Consider the following 19,864-nt stretch of genomic DNA (forward strand, 5'->3'; position numbering starts at 1 on the left):
CTATACAGAGGTCATCGCCGTGCGGCATCGACGAACTTCGCGATCGATTCGGGCTGCCCCACCGGATGAGTGTGGAGATACGACGCGTGGACGCCACCGCGAACAAACCCTTCGCGGACACTGCCGCCGTCCCAGGGCCGCCACCCCCACGCACTTCCGCAACCGTCCCCGTCTGCCGAGACGAGAGACGTTCGGTGGAACTCGTGACCGGTGACGCGGGAGCCTGCGCCGAAGAGGCTGGAGTCGCTGATCGCGACTGCTTCGCGATACCCGAGGGTCAGGCGTTTCCCGAACGTCGCATCCACTCCGACCACACCGGCCATGCTGTGACCGTCCAAGCTGCGAGCGAGGTAGAGCAGACCGGCACACTCGGCGTGGATCGGTGCACCGCCGTCCGCCAGATCGCGAACCTGCTGCAGCAGTACGGTATTGGCCGCAAGGTCTACCACGTGTTCTTCCGGGAAGCCACCGGGAAGGACCAAAGCGGCAGTTCCCGCAGGAAGCTCGTCCCGCAACGGGTCGAACACCTGCACGTCCGCGCCGGCGGCAGTCAACAGCTCCCGGTGCTCGGCATAGCCGAAGGTGAAGGCCGGGCCACCCGCCATGGCAACCACAGGCCGAGACTCTGCGTGTGCGCCGACCTCGGCAACCGGATCCCATGCAGCTGCACTCACGTTCGAGGCGGCCAGTGCGCGAACAGCACCCAGATCGACGTGCGAGGCAATCAAATCGGACATCGCGTCCACTGCGGCCACAGCGGCGGCGCCGTGCTCGGCCGCCGGAATCAGGCCGAGGTGCCGGGAGGGAACTTCGAGTTCCGTCAACCGTGGCACAACTCCGAGCACTGCGACGCCGACCTTGTCGCACGCATGACGCAACACCTGCTCGTGACGAGCGCTCCCGACGCGATTGAGAATGACGCCGCCGATGCGCACACCTGCGTCGTAGGTCGCGAAGCCGTGGAGTACGGCGGCCAGACTCTGACTGTGCCCACGGGCGTCGATCACGAGCACTACCGGCGAACCGAGGATCGACGCGACCTGCGCCGTCGATCCCTCCGCCGACGGCTGCGAGTTTGCCTCGTCGATCTTCCCGTCGAACAGACCCATGACGCCTTCGACCACGGCGATGTCGCAACCAGCGGTTCCATGCCGGTAGAGCGGTCCGATGCGATCCGGGCCCACCAGAACAGTGTCGAGGTTGCGTCCGGGCCGCCCTGCCGCGAGTCCGTGATAACCCGGGTCGATGTAGTCCGGCCCCACCTTGAAGGGTGCAACGCTGCTACCGGACCGTCGCAGCGCGCCGATCAATCCCGTTGCCACCGTGGTCTTTCCGCTACCCGAGGCAGGAGCGGCGATCACCACGGCCGGAGTGGAAGGACTTACCATTCGATGCCCCGTTGGCCCTTTCGGCCGGCATCCATCGGGTGCTTGATCTTGGTCATCTCGGTCACGAGGTCGGCGGCGTCGATCAACGCCTGCGGGGCGTCGCGTCCCGTGATGACAACGTGCTGGTTGCCCGGACGATCGCGCAGTGTCTGCACGACCTCGTCGACGTCGACCCAGCCCCACTTGAGCGGATAGGTGAACTCGTCGAGGACATAGAATCGATGTTCCTCGCTCGCAAGCCTTCTCGCGATCTCCTGCCAACCCTCCGCAGCGGCAGCAGCATGATCTTCCTCGCTACCGGCCTTGCGTGTCCATGACCAACCTTCGCCCATCTTGTGCCACTGCACCGGCCCACCGACGCCGGTTTCGTCGTGCAGGTTTCCGAGCGCGCGGAACGCGGCTTCCTCTCCGACCTTCCACTTGGCACTCTTCACGAACTGGAACACGCCGATGTCGAACCCCTGATTCCAGGCACGCAGCGCCATGCCGAAAGCGGCGGTGGACTTACCCTTTCCCGGGCCGGTGTGCACGGCAAGTACCGGCGCGTTACGACGCTGACGCGTGGTCAGACCGTCGTCGGGAACTGTCTCGGGAACACCCTTGGGCATCGTGAACTCCTGAGCTGGGATCTAGGCTGCGGCGCGGACGACACCCGCGACCTGCTGCGCTGACAATTCGGCGAGGCGGACGTATCCGCCACGTAGTTCTCGCGCCAACTCGGCCGCCAGCCCCAGACGCACGAGGCCGGTCTCGCAGTCGACGACGATGGACGCGACGGACGCGTCGGCGAGAAGATGCGCGGCGACGCGGGCGCGGTGCAGCGCGTCCTTGCCGCCGGTTGCCCGGCCGTCGGTGAGTGTGACGACGAGGGCGCGACGCTGCGGGTCACGAAGTCGTTCACGCAGAACCACTTCGCGAGCACGCAGGAATCCCTCTGCGAGTGGGGATTTGCCGCCGGTACGCATCGACTGCAAGCGACGGACAGCGATGTCCACCGAAGATGTCGGCGGCAGTACGAGCTCCGCTTCACGACCACGGACGGTGATGACGGCGACCTTGTCGCGGCGCTGATAGGCGTCGCGGAGCAACGAGACAACCGCACCGGTGACCGCGGAGAGGCGGTCGCGTGCTGCCATCGACCCCGACGCGTCGACAACGAAGACGATCAGATTGCCTTCTCGCCCTTCACGTATCGCGCCGCGGAGGTCAGCCGGTGCCAGCCGCAACCGTCCAGCAGTGCGACCACGGGCAACTTGAGACTCGGCTGCGGCAAAGACCGTGCTCGTCAGATGCAATCCGTGCCCACGCTCCCGCGTGGACCGCACAACTCGTCCACGGGACGACATGGACCGCGAGCGTCGTCCCGGTGCACCTTCACCGACTCCCGGAACTTCGAGGAGCTTGGCCTTGAATTCGCCGGCCGGTGGAGCCGAGGGACGATCGGTGGCGCGCACTCCCCCACCAGGTCCGTCAGGGTCGTCCGGGCCGTCGTCGTCCGGGCCGTCGTCGTCCGGCCCTTCGTGTCCGGGACCGCCGTCATCGGAGCCGCCATCTTCCGGGCCACGGTCTTCGTGATTTTCGGGAGGTTCGGGCTCTCCGTCGCGCGCGTCGTCCTCTACCTGCGACTGAGCATCCTGGTCGGCCTGCTCGAGCGCATCGTCCAACTGCTGCTGATCCAAGCCGGGCTCGTCGAACGGATCGCGGCGGCGGCGATGCGGCAGCGTCAGTTCCGCCGCTACTCGTACGTCCTCCGCAGTGACTTCACTGTCGCCGCGCCAGGCAGCGTGGGCCGTCGCGGTGCGCGCCAGCACCAAGTCCGCGCGCATACCGTCGACGTCGAACGACGCACACAGCGAGGCGATACGACGCAGTTCGCGGTTGCTCAGCTCGACCGAGTCCAATTTCTCACGCGCCGTGAGGATTTCGGACGCCAACTCCTCATCGGCGGATACGTACCGAGCGACAAATGCCTCGGGGTCACGCTCGTAGTCGAGTCGGCGACGCACCACTTCCATGCGAATGTCGACGTCGCGGGAAGCGGCGACGTCGACAGCCAGACCGAAACGGTCCAGAAGTTGCGGACGCAGTTCTCCCTCTTCGGGATTCATCGTGCCGACGAGTACGAACTTGGCCGGATGCGAATGGGAGATGCCGTCACGCTCGATGTGAACCCGGCCCATCGCCGCGGCGTCGAGAAGCACGTCGACCAGGTGGTCGTGAAGCAGATTCACCTCGTCGACGTACAGAACACCCTGGTGAGCGGCGGCGAGCAGTCCAGGTTGGAATGCGCGCTCACCGTCACGCAGAACCTTCTCCAAGTCGATCGAACCGATCACCCGGTCTTCGGTGGCGCCCACGGGCAGTTCGACCAAGCGGGCCGGTCGTGTCGTTCCGGCGTCGTCGACCGCGGGCAGCAGCGCAGTCAGCGCGCGCACGACCGTCGACTTGGCAGTTCCCTTCTCACCGCGAACCAGGACCCCGCCGATCCCTGGATGCACCGCACACAGGATCAGCGCCAATCGCAATTGATCCTGGCCGACCACAGCACTGAACGGGAAGCCCGCCACTGGTCGATCTTCTTCACTTCGCACGTCGATATCCCTCCACCTCTCGGTTTCCTCGCCGAGAATTTGGCTGCACTCGAATGTCGCGGCAACCTGGCTGAGATCTCCCGGTTTATCGGTAGAGGAGAGATCTTTCACAGTGGCGGGACCGCGCCTGGATCGAACAGGACTTCCCCGCGAACATTCGGTATCGAAAAAACCCTAGTCGGCTCGCTTTCCCACGAGCCGACCAGGGTCAATTCTCCGACAAACTAGCTGACGGCCACGAAAGGCTCTCCCCCACCACGACGCATCGGGGTGTGCGGGATGCCGTCTTCGATGAACTCTTCGCCGTCAGCCTTGAATCCGTGCTTGGCGTACATCTCGACCAAGTAGGTCTGTGCATTAATCCGGCACGGCGCTTCGCCGACCTCGGCCAGTGCGGCCTGCAGGAGGCGGGTCGTGTGGCCCTGGCCGCGAGCCTGACGCGACGTGCAGAGGCGTCCGATTCGGAAGCTCTTGTTTCCGTCGTCGTGCTCTTCGAGCAGCCGGAGCGTGCACACCACCTGGCCGTCCTGCTCGAGCCAGAAGTGGCGTGTTTCCGTCAGCAGGTCCCGCCCGTCCAACTCGGGATACGGGCAAGCCTGCTCGACGACAAAGACCTCCACTCGAAGCTTCAACAACTCGTAGAACGTCTTGTTGTCGAGATCGAGTGCCCATGAACGCTTCAAAGCTGCTGTTGCCGTCATGGGTTGGACTATCACACAGTCGCGGCGGTATCCGCGACCGGAGCCGATTCGGAAGCACCGGCGGAATCGAGCTCGAGAACCTTCGAGGACCAATCCCAGACCTGGTTGAACAGGCCTTCGTTGTCGGTGAGCTTGACGCCGATGGACGGAACCATCTCGCGGAGCTTGCCCTTCCAACCCTGGAACTCGGTCGGGAAGCAGCGCTCGAGTACGTCCAGCATCGCCGGGACGGCCGTGGACGCACCGGGCGAAGCACCGAGCAGGCCGGCGATGGAACCGTCCTCAGCGGCGACCACAGCGGTACCGAATTCGAGGACACCACCCTTGCCCTTGGCACGGCGGATCACCTGGACGCGCTGGCCCGCGGTGATGAGTTCCCAGTCCTGGGCCTGCGCCTTGGGCGCGAACTCACGCAGATCCCAGATGCGACCGGCTTCGTTCTTGGCAAGCTCGCTGACCAGGTACTTGACCAGGCCGAGCTCGCTGACACCGACACCGAGCATCGAGAGGATGTTGTTCGGCTTGACCGAGCCGGGCAGGTCCGTGACGCGACCCTGCTTGAGGAACTTCGGCGACCAACCAGCGTAGGGACCGAACAGCAGACCCGGCTTGTTGCCGATGACACGGGTGTCCAGGTGAGGCACCGACATGGGCGGGGCGCCGACGGCAGCCTTGCCGTAGACCTTGGCGCTGTGCTGGTCGATGAGTTCGGGGTTGGTGCATCGCAGGAAGGCACCGCTGACCGGGAAGCCACCGAAGCCCTTGGCTTCCTTGATGCCCGACTTCTGCAGCAGGTGCAGGGCGCCGCCACCGGCACCGACGAACACGAAGCGCGAGCGAACGGTGCGCTTTTCACCGGTGCGACGGTTGGTGACCTTGACGGTCCAGGACTTGTCCGAGTTCTGCGTCAGGTTGGTGACCTCGTGGCCGAAGTACATCTTGCCGCCGGTCTTGCCGATGTAGCCGATGAGCTGCTTGGTGAGCGCTCCGAAATCGACGTCGGTGCCGTCCTGGCTCCAGTTCAGGGCGATGGGATCGGAGAAGTCGCGTCCCTTGGCCATGAGCGGCAAACGCTTGCTGAACTCGGCCGGATCGTCGATGTACTCCATACCGCGGAAGAGCGTGTGGCCGGCAAGTGCGTCGTAACGAGCACGGAGGTACTTGGCGTTGGCCTCACCGTGAACGAAGCTCACGTGCGCGATGGGGTTGATGAATTCCTTGGGCTGTGTCAGGACGCCCTGCTCTACCGCGTGTGCCCAGAACTGGCGTGACACCTGGAACTGCTCGTTGACGTTGACGGCCTTCTTGATGTCGACCGTGCCGTCCGAGTTCTCAGGTGTGTAATTGAGCTCACACAGGGCTGAGTGACCGGTTCCCGCGTTGTTCCAGGGGTCGCTGCTCTCGGCTGCGACGGCATCGAGCCGCTCGAAGGTCGAGATCGACCAATCGGGCTGCAGCTGGCGCAGCAATGCACCCAGCGTGGCGCTCATGATGCCTGCGCCCACGAGCACTACATCCGTCTTCGTCTCTACCGCGTTCTGATTCGACACTGGAGAATCGACTTCCTTGTCATTAGCCGTGCGCGCATCCGCCTGCTGTGTTACGCCGAATAGGTTACCCGTGCGTACACGCGCGGTTCACCACCCCCAATTGTGCTCTACAACGCGCACTCGAAACGACGATTAGATTGTGATTTGTGACTACTTGGGTTCCAGACGTCCTCGGTGACGGATATCAGCAGCTGACGATCCCGCTCGGAACGGATCCGGACGGCGAAGGCGAGGTGGACGCAACACTGGTCCGCTACCAACCGCAGAAGGAGGCGGTGAAGACACACCGTGCCGTTTTGTACGTGCACGGCTTCACCGATTACTTCTTCCAGAAGCACCTCGCCGAGCACTTTGCCGAGCAGGGTTACGCCTTCTTCGCACTCGACCTGCGTAAGTGCGGCCGCTCCCTCAAACCGGGGCACACAGCTCATTACGTCTCCGACCTTGCGCTCTACGACGCCGAACTGAACGAAGCGCTGCGCATCGTCCGCAGCGAGACCGAGGGCAGCGAGGTGCTGCTCATGGCGCACTCCACCGGCGGTCTGATCGTTCCGCTCTGGCTGAACCGTTTGCAGCGCAAGCCCGGTGGCAGCGACGGCGCCGGAATCTGCGGGCTGGTACTCAACAGCCCCTGGTTCGACCTTCAGGGTCCCTCAGTGGTGCGCAACGTCGGTACTACGGCGATCGATGCGCTCGGACGGGTATCGGCGAAGACGGTGATCCCGGGAACTGGATTACCGACTTACGGTTCCAGTCTTCATGTTTCGGCCAACGGCGTCTGGGATTACAACCTCGACTGGAAGCCACTGGCCGGCTGCCCCGTTACCTTCGGCTGGATGCGGGCCGTCCGAGCGGGTCACGCAAAACTTCACCGCGGCCTCGACATCGGAGTGCCCGCGCTGATTCTGCGCTCGAAGAAGTCACAGTTCGCAAAGGCGTACAACCCGAGCGTCGACCTCGCCGATTCCGTGCTCGACGTCAAGCAGATCGCACGTTGGGCCGGTTGCCTCGGCGATCGCACCACCATCGTCCCGATCGACGGCGCCCGTCACGACGTGTTCCTTTCGACCGAGAAGCCCTTGGCCACGGCCTTTTCCGAACTCGACCTGTGGTTGGAGTGGCTCGACGGCCACCTCACCCCGGCCGCAGAAAGTTCGGCAAGCACAGCAAGCAACACACAGGAGATCGCGCAGTGACGCACTACGACCTTGCAATCATCGGCAGCGGATCCGGAAACTCGCTGCCCGACGAGCGGTTCGACGGCAAGAAGATCGCAATCCTCGAAGAGGGCACCTTCGGCGGAACGTGCCTCAATGTCGGGTGTATCCCGACCAAGATGTTCGTCTACGCCGCCGAGGTGGCACGCACCGTCACCACTGCCGAGAAGTACGGCGTCGACGCCACTCTCGACGGCGTTCGTTGGTCCGACATCGTCAAGCGCGTCTTCGGCCGCATCGATCCCATTTCTGCAGGTGGTGAGCGGTACCGCAGCGAAGACAGTCCCAACACCACCGTCTACCGCGGCCACGCCACGTTCACCGGCGACAAGACGATCGACACCGGAACCGGCGAGACGATCACCGCTGACCAGGTGGTCATCGCAGCCGGTTCGCGTCCGATCATCCCGGACGAGATCGCGTCGAGTGGTGTGAAGTACTACACCAACGAAGACATCATGCGACTGCCCGAACTTCCCGAGCACCTCGTGATCGTCGGCTCCGGATTCATCGCAACCGAGTTCGCACACGTGTTCTCCGCGTTGGGTTCTCGCGTGTCGATCATCGGTCGCAGCCAGCGACTGCTGCGGCACCTCGACGACGAGATCTCCGAGCGCTTCACCGAGTTGGCCGAACAGAAGTGGGACGTCCATCTAGGCTCCCCCCTCACGTCGGTACGCGGCGATGGCGACAACATCGCCGTCGAACTGGCAAATGGCACAGTCGTTTCCGGTGACGTTCTCCTCGTCGCGGTGGGTCGTCAGCCGAACGGTGACCTACTCGGTCTCGACAAGGCCGGCGTCGAACTCGACGACAAGGGCTCGATCGTGGTCGACGAATACCAACGCACCACCGCCGAGGGCGTATTCGCACTCGGTGACGTCTCTTCGCCGTACCAGCTCAAGCACGTCGCCAACCATGAAGCGCGCGTTGTTCAGCACAACCTGCTCCAGGACGCGTGGAAGGACACGTCCGGGCTTCGCAGCACCGATCACCGCTTCGTACCGGCAGCCGTGTTCACCGACCCGCAGATCGCCGACGTCGGAATGACGGAGAAGCAGGCTCGCGACGCCGGACTCGACATCACCGTCAAGGTGCAGGCTTACGGCGACGTCGCGTACGGCTGGGCGATGGAGGATCAGGAGGGCATCTGCAAGGTGATCGCCGAGCGCGGCACCGGACGCATCCTCGGTGCCCACGTCATGGGCACTCAGGCTCCGACCGTCATCCAGCCGCTCATTCAGGCGATGAGCTTCGGTTTGTCAGCTCAGGACATGGCGCGTGGCCAGTACTGGATCCACCCGGCCCTGGCCGAAGTGGTCGAGAACGCGTTGCTCGGCCTCGACATCTGAGCCCCGCCGCCCCAACGACGCCGAAAAGGCGGGCACTCCTCGCAATGGGAATGCCCGCCTTTTCGTAGGTCAGAGTTTCACCAGGGGCTGGTACGCAGCACGATCTCGGTTGCGAGTTCGGCCGGTGCCGACTTGACGACGTCGTCGACACCCGGAAGTTCCGTCACGCGGAAGTCGGAGTACACGAAACGACCGCTGGCGTCGGCGATGGCCCGACCTCCACTGCCCACGACTACGGTGGTCGGAACCTCGACCGGCGGTACGCCGGCAATATCGCTGGCCGACGGATGTCCACGGTCCACGGCGATCAAACTCGCGAAGCGGCCGAACTGACGTGCAGCCAACAGCCACGCGAGATCGGCGCCCTCCCGGTGACCGACCAGGTTCACCCAGGCGATGTTCAACTCGTCCAGAAGTACCACTGCCGAGGTCTCGTCGAGATTCTCGATCGATTCCACCGCGACGGTCCGCAGATCCGAATGGTGCAGTCGCTCACACACATCGTCGTACAAGTCGACGGGGTCGCCCTTGCCGGGAAGCAGGAGTACCGCATGCTTGCTGACCGGCCCGTCGATCCGAACGGTGCACGAACCACTGCCCACCGCTACTCGAGTCAATTCCATGTCTGGAAACGGTACGCGATCCACACAGTGGAGGACCCTGGAGTCGACAGAAGTATGACCACTCATACATTCACGCGCCGCTACGAGCCCGAATTGTTCGCTCTGCACCGCCTCCACTCGGAGCGAAAGTGGCTTTCGGCGCATCTGAGGCGACGGACGTACCGTTCGCTCGAAAGTGGGGGTGGGCCGAACTCCAGTGGGGCGCGGCTCTAGGTACCGGACGGCTTGGGGAGCCTCGTCATTCCGTAGACGTGATCAGCGCGCACCGTGAGGATCTGTCGACGCTCCGCAACCATCGCTTCGCGGTACTCCTCCCAATCAGGATGCTCCTGACCGCTGATGTCCCGGTACAGCTCGACCAGGGCGTCCGACACTTCATCGTGAGGATCGGCCGCGACGGGTGTCACCACGGCAAGTCCTTCGATCACGGCGTAGCTCCAGAAGTCGGGCGCGCTGACGTGAAGGGAAACCCGCGGATCGCGGATCGCATTTTTACTCTTGGCGCGATCGGCCGTGACGGACACGGAAGCCGTCTTTGACTCGTCATCCCAGCGGTAAATGATGTTGGACAACTGTGGGCGGCCGTCACGCTTTACGGTTGCCAGCACACCTTGTTTTCCCTCGGCCACGAGTGCGAACAACGCGTCGTCGGTGTCTGTGTCATTGCTCATGTCTGCACCAACGACGCCGTGCGGCCGGTTTGTTCCGGAGGCAGTCCAGTTCGAAGATCGCGGACCGCAATCGCGCGATGTCTCTTCCCCCGATGGACGACAGCGGACAAAGATGGTCGACATGGCAACTTCTCACGACATCCTCCGGCTGACTGCGTTCAGTTCGGATCCGGCCGGCGGTAATCCGGCCGGCGTAGTGCTCGACGCGCGTGGACTCGACGACTCCGAATTACAATCTGTTGCAGCCGAAGTCGGGTATGCCGAGACGGCGTTCCTCATCGAACCGGTACTCGGAGGCAACCCGCGCCACAGCCGGATCCGGTACTTCTCCCCTATCGCCGAAGTACCGTTCTGCGGTCATGCCACTATTGCGACGGCCATCGCTCTCACCGAGCGAGACGGTGACGGAACCTTCACATTCGAAACACCGATCGGACCGGTATCCATCGACACGGCGACCGACGAGGACGGAACGTCCACCGCGACCTTCACCAGCGTCGAACCATCGGTCTCGCCGATCGATCATGCTGTACTGACAGCACTGCTCGGGCTCATCGGCGTCGATTCGTCTGCGCTCGACGCGCGGTATCCCGCAATGCTCTCGTACGCTGGCAACACGCACCCGATTGTCGTACTTCGTGATCAGGCGGCCTTCGACGAGTTCACCTTCGATCCATCCGCAATGCGAACTCTGATGGACGCGCAGGGGTGGGCGGGCACGGTGACGATCCTGCATCCCCTCGACGACAACACCTTCGAAGCTCGAAATCTGTTTCCGGTGGGAAACATCGTCGAGGATCCCGCGACCGGGTCCGCAGCGGCGTCGACCGGCGGTTACCTGCGCAAACTCGAACCCGCGGCCACTCCGCGGCGGATCACCATCCACCAGGGCCGACACGTCGGGCGACCCAGCGTTCTCGCGGTCGAGATCCCGGTCGACGGCGGTATCGCGGTCACCGGCACCGCCGTGCCGACAGACGACCCCCGGTAACCACCAGCGATGAGTTTCTCCCGGCCGGCGGGTCTATTCACCAGAGCGACGTCACAAGAGCATCGCATCGAGCCGGGAGAACATCATGTCTGCAATCGCTTCAACCGCACACAACCTCCACCTCACCAAGCCGCGTGCCGTACTCGGGGCCACGGTCATCGCCCTCGTCGCCAACCTGATCCTGTGGCTGATCGGCCTGGCATCGGGCGGATCGTTCGAGATGACAGATCAGGGAAAGGTGGCGAGCGTAGCTCCCGGCGGGGTCATCACACTTACGGTAGTGCCGTTGCTGGTCGGTTTGTCGCTCGCAATGTTGATCTCAATGAAGTGGGAGCCGATCATCCGCATCGCTCAGGTCGTGGGTGCAGTGTTTGCGCTCGGCACCATCGCCCTGACGATTGCCGCGGACTTCGACGCCGCCAGCACGGTCACGCTCGCGCTGATGCACGTGGTTGTCGCCGCGAGCGTGGTCGTCGCGCTCGAGGCCGTACGTCGGTCTCCGTCGAACTAGACCGCGGTAGGCGGCGCGGAATACGTCTCGACGATCTCGGCTGCCACGTCACGCAACTTGGTGTTCGTGGTCTGAGACTGCCTGCGCAGCATGTGAAATGCGGTGTCGGCGTCGATCCGATGGATGGCCATCAGCATGCCTTTGGCCTGTTCTATCGGCGCCCGAGTCTCGAGCGCGCGTTGCAAGGCGTCAGCTACCGCCTTGGCAGATTTGAAGCGGGAGAAGTCTCCGATCGCGCGTGAGACTGTTGTCGTGAGAATCTCCATGACTTCCGCGTCGACGCTGTCGAAGGCCGCTGGGGCACGTCCGTACAGGTTGAACGAACCGAGTCGCTGATCCGGCGTGAAGAGCGGCGCCGCGAGAAAGGACTTGATCCCTTCGTCCTTCGCGGCAGCCGCGAACCGCGGCCAGCGTTCTGCGCTGGTCTCGGCATCAACGACTACGGTTTCACCGGTTCGAGCCGCATGCAGACATGGTCCGTCGCCGGCGTCGTATTGCTCGATGTCGACGCGTAGGGTCCGCGAATCGGTGTGAACGGCGGTGTAGGTCTGCCCGGCAAGATCGATGGTGACGCCGATGCTGTCGGCGCCGTCGATGGCGTCGTTCGCGATTTCGACGGCGCGTTGGAGTAGAACCACGAGTTCGTCCTCGTCGCCGATACTTCCCCCGAGCGCTGCCAGCAACTCTCTGACCGCACGTGCCGTCAGCCGAGTTTCCGCAGCCTCGACGGCGACGTCAGCACCCGATGCCGTCGCATCGTCCGGCAGTACCGACGGCACCGAATCCTCGGTTCTCGGGTCGAAGCCTCTGGGGTCGAAAGCGGTATCCACGACGAAGCATTCTTCCAGTTTCACGGGCACCAAGGAGAGTGAGTTCGGTGACAGAACCCGGCAAACCGCCGAGTCGTCATCGCCATCGATCGAGTGCGACACCGAGATTCCGCCTCGCCCGAGTGTGCTGGCCACGAACCGCGTCCGGACTCAGCTCCAGGACAACAGCGATCTGCGGATACGTCATGCCCTCCACTTCTCGCAAGACCCAGGCAGCACGCTGACGCAGTGGCAGGCGATCGAGTTCGGATTCCAGGGCATCGAGAAATGCTGTGCCGCAGACTTCTTCGCTCGGATCACGCAAACGGGGATCAGCTTCTTCCCGGAGTTCGTCCATATCGGCGGCGCAGGAGCCGACTTTTCGATAGAAATCCGAGATCTTGCGAGAACAGATCGCGAACAACCAGGTCTTGGTGCTCGAGCGCCGCTGAAACCCCGGAAGTTGGCGCCACGCAGCGACGCAGGTTTCCTGGACGATGTCGTCGACGTCACTCTCGCTCGCGAGCAGTCGACGGGCAAATCGATACAAGTGCGGGCCGTATCGGCGGACGATGACGTCGAAGGCCGCGTGATCGCCGAGCAGTGCCGAGTCGACCAGCACCTCGTCACTGAAGTCGGTCAGCAAGCCGTCGAATTGATCTGTCACCGCGCACACTCCTACTAGGGAGCCGTCGCGGGAGTGAGGCCTGGCTATTCTACCGCGTCCACGTCGACACCCGCGGGAGCGCTCTCAGGCTTCGAGTGCGGAAGCAATGACGGGGAGCCCGATAGGCGCCCCACCGTTGATCAGTTTCTCGAGTAGATCCTGATCGAGGTGCTGCTCGACGAGATCAGCGAGAAGGTCGAGTTGTTGTTCTCGCACCGCGGCAACCGCGGTGTCGGGTGCAGCAACAAAACCGGGAACCGCGAGCTCACGCAGCAGGCTGCGCCGAAAGTCGTCACTTTCCAGGAGACCGTGCCAGTGTGTCCCTCGAACAGGCCCTCGCACACTGCCTTCCGGCATACCGCTCGAGTCCGCCAGCAATGGGCGGTCCCCGTTGCGCACGACGCGTCCGTGATGAATCTCGTACCCGGACACCGAGATACCGTCTGCCGTACCGGTCATCTGCGCCAGCACCTTGTCCGGAGCGAACTCGACATCGAGGTCCAGCAGACCCAGTCCCGCGGTGGTCCCTGATCCTGATTCGACGTCGTCGACGATGGAATTACCCAGCATCTGGTAACCGCCGCAGATTCCCAGGACTGCTTGCCCGCGACCTGCTCGCGCGACGATCTCGTCGGCCAGGCCGGTACTTCGCAACCACTCGAGGTCACTCACGGTGGACTTACTACCGGGGATCACCACGAGGTCCGCGTCGCGAATCCGCGACGGATCGGTCACCCACGAAACTGCCACGCCCGGTTCACATGCCAGTGCCTCGACGTCCGTGGAGTTGGAGATGCGCGGGAGCCGAACCGCAGCAACGGTGAGCCAGGCCGAACCGACGGGTGGGCCCGGGCGCCCTACCGGGGCATTGCCGGTGACGCCAAGCGAATCCTCGGCGTCGAGCCAAAGATCGTCGGCAAACGGGATCACTCCGAGAGTGGGTCGACCGGTGAGGCTGCGCAGTTGTTCCAGTCCGGGTTCCAACAGTGCAACGTCACCGCGGAATTTGTTGATCACAAATCCCGCGATCAATGCCTGGTCGCTGGGCGAGAGCACAGCAACGGTCCCGAACAGATGGGCCAGGACGCCGCCGCGATCGATGTCACCGACGACGACGACCGGAATCCGCGCAGCCTCAGCCAATCCCATGTTGGCAAGATCCGTTGCGCGCAAGTTGATTTCGGCCGGTGAACCGGCGCCTTCACAGATCACGACGTCGAACTCGGATCGAAGCGATTCGAGATCTTCGGCCACGACGGCGCGAAGCCACTGCCGATGCTGCATGTAGTCGCGAGCACCCACTGTGGTCATCGCCTTGCCCCGAACAACCAATTGCGACGTGCGGTCACTTCCAGGCTTGAGCAGCACCGGATTGAATCGAACACTCGGCTCCAGACCGCATGCACGCGCCTGAAGTGCCTGCGCACGGCCGATCTCTCCGCCGTCCAGCGTGACCACGGAGTTGTTCGACATGTTCTGCGCCTTGAACGGCGCCACTCGGACGCCTCGACGCGCCAACATGCGACACAATCCGGCCACAAGAACGCTCTTGCCTGCGTCGGAAGTAGTGCCGGCTACCAGCAGAGCGCCGCGCATCTCCGAACTCAAGGCAGGGTGAGAATCTCTGCACCGGTCTCGGTGACCACCAAGGTGTGCTCGAACTGCGCCGTCCACTTACGGTCCTTGGTGACGACGGTCCAACCGTCCTCCCAGATCTCGTAGTCGATACCACCGAGGTTGATCATCGGTTCGATCGTGAAGACCATGCCCGGTTCGATGATCGTCTCGACCGCGGGCTCGTCGTAGTGCAGGATCACGAGGCCGTTGTGGAAGGTCTCGCCGATTCCGTGTCCGGTGAAGTCCCGGACGACGCCGTACCCGAACCGATGGGCGTAGGACTCGATGACACGTCCGATCACGTTGAGCGCGCGGCCGGGCTTGACGGCTTTGATGGCCCGCATCGTTGCCTCGTGTGTGCGCTCGACGAGCAAGCGGTTCTCTTCGGACACGTCACCGGCGAGGAATGTCGCATTGGTGTCGCCGTGTACCCCGTTGATGAACGCGGTGACGTCGATATTGACGATGTCGCCGTCCTGGATCACAGTCGAGTCGGGGATTCCGTGGCAGATCACCTCGTTGAGAGACGTGCAGCACGACTTGGGAAAGCTCTTGTAGCCCAACGTCGACGGGTATGCACCGTGGTCGAGCATGAACTCGTGTGCGATGCGGTCGAGTTCGTCGGTCGTGACACCGGGAGCGACAGCCTTGCCGGCTTCCTGCAGCGCGCCTGCAGCGATCTTGCTGGCGATGCGCATCGCCTCGATCGTTTCCGGCGTCTGAACCCAGGGCTCGTTGCCCTCTTTGGCGGTCGGCTTCCACGCGTACTCGGGCCGCTCGATCTTCGAGGGCACAGCGAGGACGGGAGAGACGGTTCCAGGGACCAATGGGGTACGCACAGACATGCAGAACAGCCTAGACCTCGCGTCGCGCGTCAGCCGGATGCACTCCAGTTCCGGAAAACCGGGTCGACGAGAATTCTGACGGGGGTCGACATCGTCTGTCCGAATTCCTCGAAGAGCACGTCGCGAGATTCGAAGGTGCCCAGATCGCGGTCGACGAATTCGGAGAAGTCCAAGCAATCACACGAAACAGACTTGCCCCAACTGATCGGAGCGCGTCCGATCGCGTCGAACAGTGTCTCCTCGCCGGTATTCGTGAACGGTTCGAGCGCTGAGACCACCGCAGGTGAAACGATCTCGGAGACGTCCTGCCAGCGTCCGTCGACCAGAAATTCCGGCCACGCCAGCAGCACTGACTTCGGAATCACCGCATGTAGACGCCGAAATCTTGGGTACCAGAACTCCCCACGAAGTACGAGACCGCGAACTCGGGTGGCGATACCTCGGCGGCGAGCCAACGCTTCGACGATAGCCAGTCTCTGACTGCAGGATCCGCGCTCTCGACTCAATGTCACCGAGACGGGTTGCCGGTCGTCGAGGCCGTACACCGGCCGAATATTTGCAGCGACGCTGCGATGCGCCGACACCAGGAACTCCTGCGCCGACTGGATCGCACCTTCTGCAATGTCCTCGTAGAGGCGGGCCACGTCGTCGTGGCCCCAGTCGAGGATCGGAGTTGCGGCCACATCGCCACCCGACGCGTCGTGGCGGATGTCACCTTTGCGGATTCCACCGAGCAGTACGCACGTCATGTCTCAACCGTAGTGCGCGACCGGAATCGGTGGAGCCTGACAGAATCCCAACCGTGAAGAAATGGCTGTTGTTGATCACCGCGATCCTTACCGAGGTGTCTGCGACGCTGTCGTTGCGCGCCGCCCTCGATCACCCGGCTTGGTACATCGTGGTCGTCGGCGGATATCTCGCAGCATTCACCGCCTTGTCGTTCGTCCTGCGGGAGGGCATGGGACTCGGTGTTGCATACGGAATCTGGGGCGCAACCGGAGTTGTCCTGACCGCAGTATTCGCAACGGCCCTTTTCGGAGATCCTCTGACGGCCACCATGGGCGTCGGGATTGCACTGGTCATCGGCGGAGTGCTGTGCGTCGAACTCGGCTCTCAGGCTGCCGCCGACAGCGGGCCGGCGGACCCAGCATGACCTTCGTATTTCTGATCGCTGCAATTATTTCCGAGGTCACCGCGACGTTGTCACTACGGATGGCGTCGCAGGACGGCAGCGACAAACGATGGCTCGCGGTTGTCACCGTGGGGTATCTCGCCGCTTTCGCCTTCCTGACCCTCGCGCTCGACGCGGGCCTCACCATCGGCGTCGCATACGGAATCTGGACCGCATGTGGAGTGGCGTTGACGGCAATCGCATCCCGCATTCTCTTTCGCGAACCGCTGACCAGGCTCATGATGGTCGGGATCGGCCTCATCGCGGCAGGCGTGCTTCTCATCGAACTCGGTGCGAGTCACTGATCGCTGCACACATCAGTGTAAGGTTTACCTAACTTTGCTCTGGAGGTAGTCCACGGTGCTGATCCCTGCCCTTCGTGAAATCGCCGACGGTCCACAGCTGGACGACGATTCCCACTTACGGGAATCCGACCGCCACACTCCGATGGCGCGCGCCGTCCCGGCGCCGTTCCAACTCACGACGTACATCGTCGAGACCGACCACATCACCCGGTGGCCAGAGCACGCTCACGTCGAGCACGAACTGATCTGGTCCGACCGCGGTGTCGTCAACATGATCATCGACAATCAACTCTGGACCGTCACGCCCGGCGTCGGCCTGTGGATCCCCCGCGGGGTCCTCCACGAAGGTCAGGCAAATCCCCACGTCGCATTCCGCGCCACGCTCTTCACCCCCGAGCTGTGGACTCCCGCCTGGAACGAACCGTGCATCGTGACACTGAGTGAGGCAGCCCGGGCACTGCTGATACACCTCGCCCACACCGGAATGCCTGCAGAACAACGCCTTCGGGCACAGCAGGTTTGTGTCGATCTCCTCACCCCGGCATCGGCACCTCACTTCGACGTACCGATCCCCCGAGATCCGCGGCTACGGATGCTCGTCGACAAAGTGCTGTCGGATCCCGCCGACGATCGATCACTCGATCAGTGGGCTCACGTTCTCAATCTCAGCCGACGTACGGTCACCCGGATTTTTGCCGCGGAACTCGCCTTGAGCTTTGCGCAGTGGCGCACTCTGGTTCGTATGAGCACGGCCCTCGGCATGCTCGGGACCGGAATGAGTGTGAACGCCGTCAGCCGCCGTGTCGGTTACGGGACGTCGAGTTCCTTCATCGCCGCTTTTCGCAAGACGGTCGGCTACACCCCCGGCAATGCGCTCGCCGCTGTCAACTGACTCGAGCCTGACCTGTTGTCGACATCGGCTGGCCCCTTCGCTACACGCACGCGCCCTACATTCACTTAGGTAAGCCTGCTCTCATGCGCGTACTGCGCTGAGTCGTGCAAGCACTTCCCTGATCAATCCCGAGGAGTTTCGCGTGTTCAGATCTGCCCGTCAGAGAATTCGTCCCCAGCGGAGGCGACGAATCGTTGTTGCGCTCATGCTGGCGGCGGCACTGCCTCTGACCGCCTGCACACAGTCGTCATCGGACGCCCAGGAAAACAATTCATCGGCATCCGCCGTCGAGGACGGCGCCTATCCCGTGACGATCAAGCACGCTTTCGGCGGGACCACCATCGACAAGGTGCCGACACGGATCCTCACCCTCGATTCCGCAGCGGCAGACACGGTCATCGCCCTGGGTGTCACTCCGATCGCGATGCAGAAGGACTCTTGGGCCGGCGACGCCGACGGGTTCCTGCCGTGGACCCGCGCCGAACTCGAAAAGTCGGGCCAGACGCTGCCCACGCCTGCGCCGTACTACTCCGACAGCGGCGAGCTACTGTTCGAGCAGATTCTCAATGCCGCGCCTGATCTGATTCTTGCCCCGTACTCGGGCTTCTCCGAGCAGGATTACCAGCGCCTGAGCTCGATCGCCCCGACCCTCCCGTACGACACCAAGCCGTATCAGCCCAGCTCGTGGCAAAACCTCGCCACCGATGTCGGCAAGGCACTCGGGCGTCCCGCTCAGACCGCGGCGCTGATCAAGTCGGTTGAGGAATCGGTCCAGGAATCGAAGGCGAGTCATCCCGAATTCAACGGAGTCACTTTCGCCTTCGGTTCCTACATCCGTGAAGGAGAAACCGAAACCGCCATCTACGGTCCGGACGATCCGCGCGTCAAGTTTGTCGAAAACCTCGGGCTCACAGTCGCTCCCGACGTGGTGAACGGCGCCAAGAACTTTGCCGGCGACTCGTTCCTTTTCGGCATCAGTATGGAAAAGCTCGACACGATCGACACCGACGTGTATCTCGGTTGGGCAAGCGATCAGTCGGAAGTCGACAGCACATTGGCCAACACTCTGTTCTCGCGGTGGCCGGTCATCGCCAACGGCAAGGACCTGTGGATCACCGACAATCGCCTGACTGCGGCGACAATGTACGTCAGCCTTCTGAGTGTTCCGTGGGCGACCGACGAACTCGTGCCACAGTTGACCGAACTGGTCGCAAAATAGCAGCCCGCTCGGTCTGATCAAGCAACTGAAGGCCACTCACCGCGAAGTGTCGCGAAAACCACGGTGTCGGTCCACTCGTTCTTGATCCACGCGTTCTGCCGAAAATGTCCCTCTCGCCTCATACCGATCCGCTGCGCGAGTCGCGCCGAGGATTCGTTTCTCGAATCCATTCGCGCGACCACGCGGCGCAATCGGGGTGTCGCGAACGCGAGGTCGATCAGAGCGGTCACTGCTTCCGTCGCGAATCCTCGGCCGCCGAACTCGGGCGAAAATGCCCACCCGAGTTCGGCGGTGTGCTCGACTTCGGCTGTGCAATCAGATTCTTCGACTCGCCAAGCACTCACGCTTCCGACAACCCGGCCCCCGTACTCGACAACAAGTGCCACCGCGCCCGATGCCAGGTCGCGGCGAGACATTCTGGTCTGCACGGCCTCTCGAGCCTCCGCGAGACTCCAGGGTTCGTTGAGCAAATACCGGCATGCGTCGCTGCGCCCGTAGAAGGTGAGAAGATCCCGGTGATCGCCTGGGCGGTAGGTACGGAGCACCAGCCGGTCCGTCCGGATCACACCCGGTGCAGGCCTCATCGCCACACCTACGTCCGCCATATCCATGCCGTCACGGTAGGTTCTTTCGAATTCGTAGGCGAATGAATATCGCAATGCTGTGCAGCGCTCAATGTTTGATTTGCCCTCCGACGGGCTACTTCACCACCGTAAAAGGTCGGGACAGGGAAATATGCCAGGC

At 63.1% G+C, this 19,864-nt stretch carries 21 protein-coding genes; 8 read left to right on the forward strand and 13 right to left on the reverse strand.

Going from position 1 to position 19,864, the window contains the following annotated elements:
- Window positions 1-11: 11 nt before the first annotated feature.
- From AC1Q61_RS16500 to mqo, 5 genes are all read right to left on the reverse strand, one after another.
- Window positions 12-1,388 carry a cobyrinic acid a,c-diamide synthase CobB gene (locus AC1Q61_RS16500; RefSeq protein WP_215515858.1) on the reverse strand — a complete coding sequence of 459 codons (1,377 nt, stop codon included), beginning with the start codon at window positions 1,386-1,388 and terminating at the stop codon, window positions 12-14.
- Window positions 1,382-1,996, reverse strand: a complete 615-nt coding sequence (gene cobO, locus AC1Q61_RS16505) for a cob(I)yrinic acid a,c-diamide adenosyltransferase (protein ID WP_003942784.1) — start codon at window positions 1,994-1,996, stop codon at window positions 1,382-1,384. Before cobO ends, AC1Q61_RS16500 begins: the two co-directional genes overlap by 7 nt.
- Before the next feature lie 21 nt (window positions 1,997-2,017).
- Window positions 2,018-3,979, reverse strand: coding sequence for a magnesium chelatase subunit D family protein (locus tag AC1Q61_RS16510; RefSeq protein ID WP_042925829.1), 1,962 nt, complete (start codon window positions 3,977-3,979; stop codon window positions 2,018-2,020).
- 224 nt (window positions 3,980-4,203) lie between these two features.
- Window positions 4,204-4,680, reverse strand: coding sequence for a GNAT family N-acetyltransferase (locus AC1Q61_RS16515; protein ID WP_003942808.1), 477 nt, complete (start codon window positions 4,678-4,680; stop codon window positions 4,204-4,206).
- An 11-nt stretch (window positions 4,681-4,691) separates the two neighbouring features.
- On the reverse strand, window positions 4,692-6,230 hold the full coding sequence (gene mqo, locus AC1Q61_RS16520; RefSeq protein ID WP_003942820.1) for a malate dehydrogenase (quinone): 1,539 nt from the start codon (window positions 6,228-6,230) through the stop codon (window positions 4,692-4,694).
- A 146-nt stretch (window positions 6,231-6,376) separates the two neighbouring features.
- Between mqo and AC1Q61_RS16525 the strand changes: the two genes are divergently transcribed.
- Both AC1Q61_RS16525 and mtr read left to right on the forward strand, forming a co-directional pair.
- A complete protein-coding gene (locus AC1Q61_RS16525) occupies window positions 6,377-7,426 on the forward strand; it encodes an alpha/beta hydrolase (RefSeq protein ID WP_003942674.1) in 1,050 nt (349 codons plus the stop codon).
- Complete coding sequence (mtr, locus tag AC1Q61_RS16530; RefSeq protein ID WP_042925811.1) at window positions 7,423-8,799, forward strand: mycothione reductase; 1,377 nt, start codon at window positions 7,423-7,425, stop codon at window positions 8,797-8,799. The genes AC1Q61_RS16525 and mtr overlap by 4 nt, the downstream gene beginning before the upstream one ends.
- 77 nt (window positions 8,800-8,876) lie before the next feature.
- Here the strand turns inward: mtr and AC1Q61_RS16535 are convergent, their stop codons facing one another.
- Together AC1Q61_RS16535 and AC1Q61_RS16540 are read right to left on the reverse strand one after the other, a co-directional pair.
- Window positions 8,877-9,422, reverse strand: a complete 546-nt coding sequence (locus tag AC1Q61_RS16535; protein WP_003942671.1) for an alpha/beta fold hydrolase — start codon at window positions 9,420-9,422, stop codon at window positions 8,877-8,879.
- Between the two features lie 209 nt (window positions 9,423-9,631).
- The gene (locus AC1Q61_RS16540; RefSeq protein WP_042925813.1) at window positions 9,632-10,093 is read right to left on the reverse strand and encodes a PPOX class F420-dependent oxidoreductase; all 462 of its coding nucleotides are present in this window, start codon (window positions 10,091-10,093) and stop codon (window positions 9,632-9,634) included.
- Between the two features lie 121 nt (window positions 10,094-10,214).
- Between AC1Q61_RS16540 and AC1Q61_RS16545 the strand changes: the two genes are divergently transcribed.
- Window positions 10,215-11,084 (forward strand): PhzF family phenazine biosynthesis protein, encoded by an 870-nt coding sequence (locus AC1Q61_RS16545; RefSeq protein WP_231915130.1) that lies wholly within the window; start codon window positions 10,215-10,217, stop codon window positions 11,082-11,084.
- 85 nt (window positions 11,085-11,169) lie between these two features.
- Entirely contained in the window at window positions 11,170-11,595 is a 426-nt protein-coding gene (locus AC1Q61_RS16550) for a DUF6069 family protein (protein WP_042925815.1), read from the forward strand.
- Here AC1Q61_RS16550 and AC1Q61_RS16555 read toward each other — a convergent pair.
- From AC1Q61_RS16555 to AC1Q61_RS16575, 5 genes are all read right to left on the reverse strand, one after another.
- A complete protein-coding gene (locus AC1Q61_RS16555) occupies window positions 11,592-12,425 on the reverse strand; it encodes a GAF and ANTAR domain-containing protein (protein WP_003942693.1) in 834 nt (277 codons plus the stop codon). The two genes, AC1Q61_RS16550 and AC1Q61_RS16555, sit on opposite strands and share 4 nt — an antisense overlap.
- Before the next feature lie 76 nt (window positions 12,426-12,501).
- Window positions 12,502-13,071 carry an RNA polymerase sigma factor gene (locus AC1Q61_RS16560; RefSeq protein WP_492651115.1) on the reverse strand — a complete coding sequence of 190 codons (570 nt, stop codon included), beginning with the start codon at window positions 13,069-13,071 and terminating at the stop codon, window positions 12,502-12,504.
- An 84-nt stretch (window positions 13,072-13,155) separates the two neighbouring features.
- A complete protein-coding gene (locus tag AC1Q61_RS16565; protein ID WP_030535634.1) occupies window positions 13,156-14,667 on the reverse strand; it encodes a cobyric acid synthase in 1,512 nt (503 codons plus the stop codon).
- An 8-nt stretch (window positions 14,668-14,675) separates the two neighbouring features.
- Window positions 14,676-15,533 (reverse strand): type I methionyl aminopeptidase, encoded by an 858-nt coding sequence (map, locus tag AC1Q61_RS16570; protein WP_042925817.1) that lies wholly within the window; start codon window positions 15,531-15,533, stop codon window positions 14,676-14,678.
- A gap of 29 nt (window positions 15,534-15,562) precedes the next feature.
- A complete protein-coding gene (locus tag AC1Q61_RS16575; RefSeq protein WP_042925819.1) occupies window positions 15,563-16,282 on the reverse strand; it encodes a transglutaminase domain-containing protein in 720 nt (239 codons plus the stop codon).
- Window positions 16,283-16,335: 53 nt separating this feature from the next.
- Here AC1Q61_RS16575 and AC1Q61_RS16580 point away from each other — a divergent pair, with 53 nt between their 5' ends.
- The 4 genes from AC1Q61_RS16580 to AC1Q61_RS16595 all read left to right on the forward strand — a co-directional run bounded on the left by AC1Q61_RS16580 (window position 16,336) and on the right by AC1Q61_RS16595 (window position 19,120).
- On the forward strand, window positions 16,336-16,686 hold the full coding sequence (locus AC1Q61_RS16580; protein ID WP_003942817.1) for a DMT family transporter: 351 nt from the start codon (window positions 16,336-16,338) through the stop codon (window positions 16,684-16,686).
- Complete coding sequence (locus tag AC1Q61_RS16585) at window positions 16,683-17,009, forward strand: DMT family transporter (RefSeq protein WP_003942819.1); 327 nt, start codon at window positions 16,683-16,685, stop codon at window positions 17,007-17,009. The genes AC1Q61_RS16580 and AC1Q61_RS16585 overlap by 4 nt, the downstream gene beginning before the upstream one ends.
- 55 nt (window positions 17,010-17,064) lie before the next feature.
- Complete coding sequence (locus AC1Q61_RS16590; protein ID WP_030535637.1) at window positions 17,065-17,901, forward strand: helix-turn-helix transcriptional regulator; 837 nt, start codon at window positions 17,065-17,067, stop codon at window positions 17,899-17,901.
- Window positions 17,902-18,043: 142 nt separating this feature from the next.
- Window positions 18,044-19,120, forward strand: a complete 1,077-nt coding sequence (locus AC1Q61_RS16595) for an iron-siderophore ABC transporter substrate-binding protein (RefSeq protein ID WP_308251826.1) — start codon at window positions 18,044-18,046, stop codon at window positions 19,118-19,120.
- A 17-nt stretch (window positions 19,121-19,137) separates the two neighbouring features.
- On the opposite strand, the gene AC1Q61_RS16600 is transcribed toward AC1Q61_RS16595, so the two are convergent.
- On the reverse strand, window positions 19,138-19,731 hold the full coding sequence (locus tag AC1Q61_RS16600) for a GNAT family N-acetyltransferase (protein ID WP_051649760.1): 594 nt from the start codon (window positions 19,729-19,731) through the stop codon (window positions 19,138-19,140).
- Window positions 19,732-19,864 lie beyond the last annotated feature (133 nt).

The organism is Rhodococcus sp. MPR-R1B (genome assembly GCF_058793255.1).

Bases quoted from the DNA above. Each gene is read 5' to 3' on its own strand.
- AC1Q61_RS16585 (WP_003942819.1), top strand. From the start codon at position 16,683: ATGACCTTCGTATTTCTGATCGCTGCAATTATTTCCGAGGTCACCGCG.
- AC1Q61_RS16565 (WP_030535634.1), bottom strand. From the start codon at position 14,667: ATGCGCGGCGCTCTGCTGGTAGCCGGCACTACTTCCGACGCAGGCAAG.
- AC1Q61_RS16575 (WP_042925819.1), bottom strand. From the start codon at position 16,282: ATGACGTGCGTACTGCTCGGTGGAATCCGCAAAGGTGACATCCGCCAC.
- AC1Q61_RS16540 (WP_042925813.1), bottom strand. From the start codon at position 10,093: ATGAGCAATGACACAGACACCGACGACGCGTTGTTCGCACTCGTGGCC.
- AC1Q61_RS16545 (WP_231915130.1), top strand. From the start codon at position 10,215: ATGGCAACTTCTCACGACATCCTCCGGCTGACTGCGTTCAGTTCGGAT.
- AC1Q61_RS16535 (WP_003942671.1), bottom strand. From the start codon at position 9,422: ATGGAATTGACTCGAGTAGCGGTGGGCAGTGGTTCGTGCACCGTTCGG.
- map (WP_042925817.1), bottom strand. From the start codon at position 15,533: ATGTCTGTGCGTACCCCATTGGTCCCTGGAACCGTCTCTCCCGTCCTC.
- AC1Q61_RS16500 (WP_215515858.1), bottom strand. From the start codon at position 1,388: ATGGTAAGTCCTTCCACTCCGGCCGTGGTGATCGCCGCTCCTGCCTCG.
- AC1Q61_RS16550 (WP_042925815.1), top strand. From the start codon at position 11,170: ATGTCTGCAATCGCTTCAACCGCACACAACCTCCACCTCACCAAGCCG.
- AC1Q61_RS16515 (WP_003942808.1), bottom strand. From the start codon at position 4,680: ATGACGGCAACAGCAGCTTTGAAGCGTTCATGGGCACTCGATCTCGAC.
- cobO (WP_003942784.1), bottom strand. From the start codon at position 1,996: ATGCCCAAGGGTGTTCCCGAGACAGTTCCCGACGACGGTCTGACCACG.
- AC1Q61_RS16600 (WP_051649760.1), bottom strand. From the start codon at position 19,731: ATGGATATGGCGGACGTAGGTGTGGCGATGAGGCCTGCACCGGGTGTG.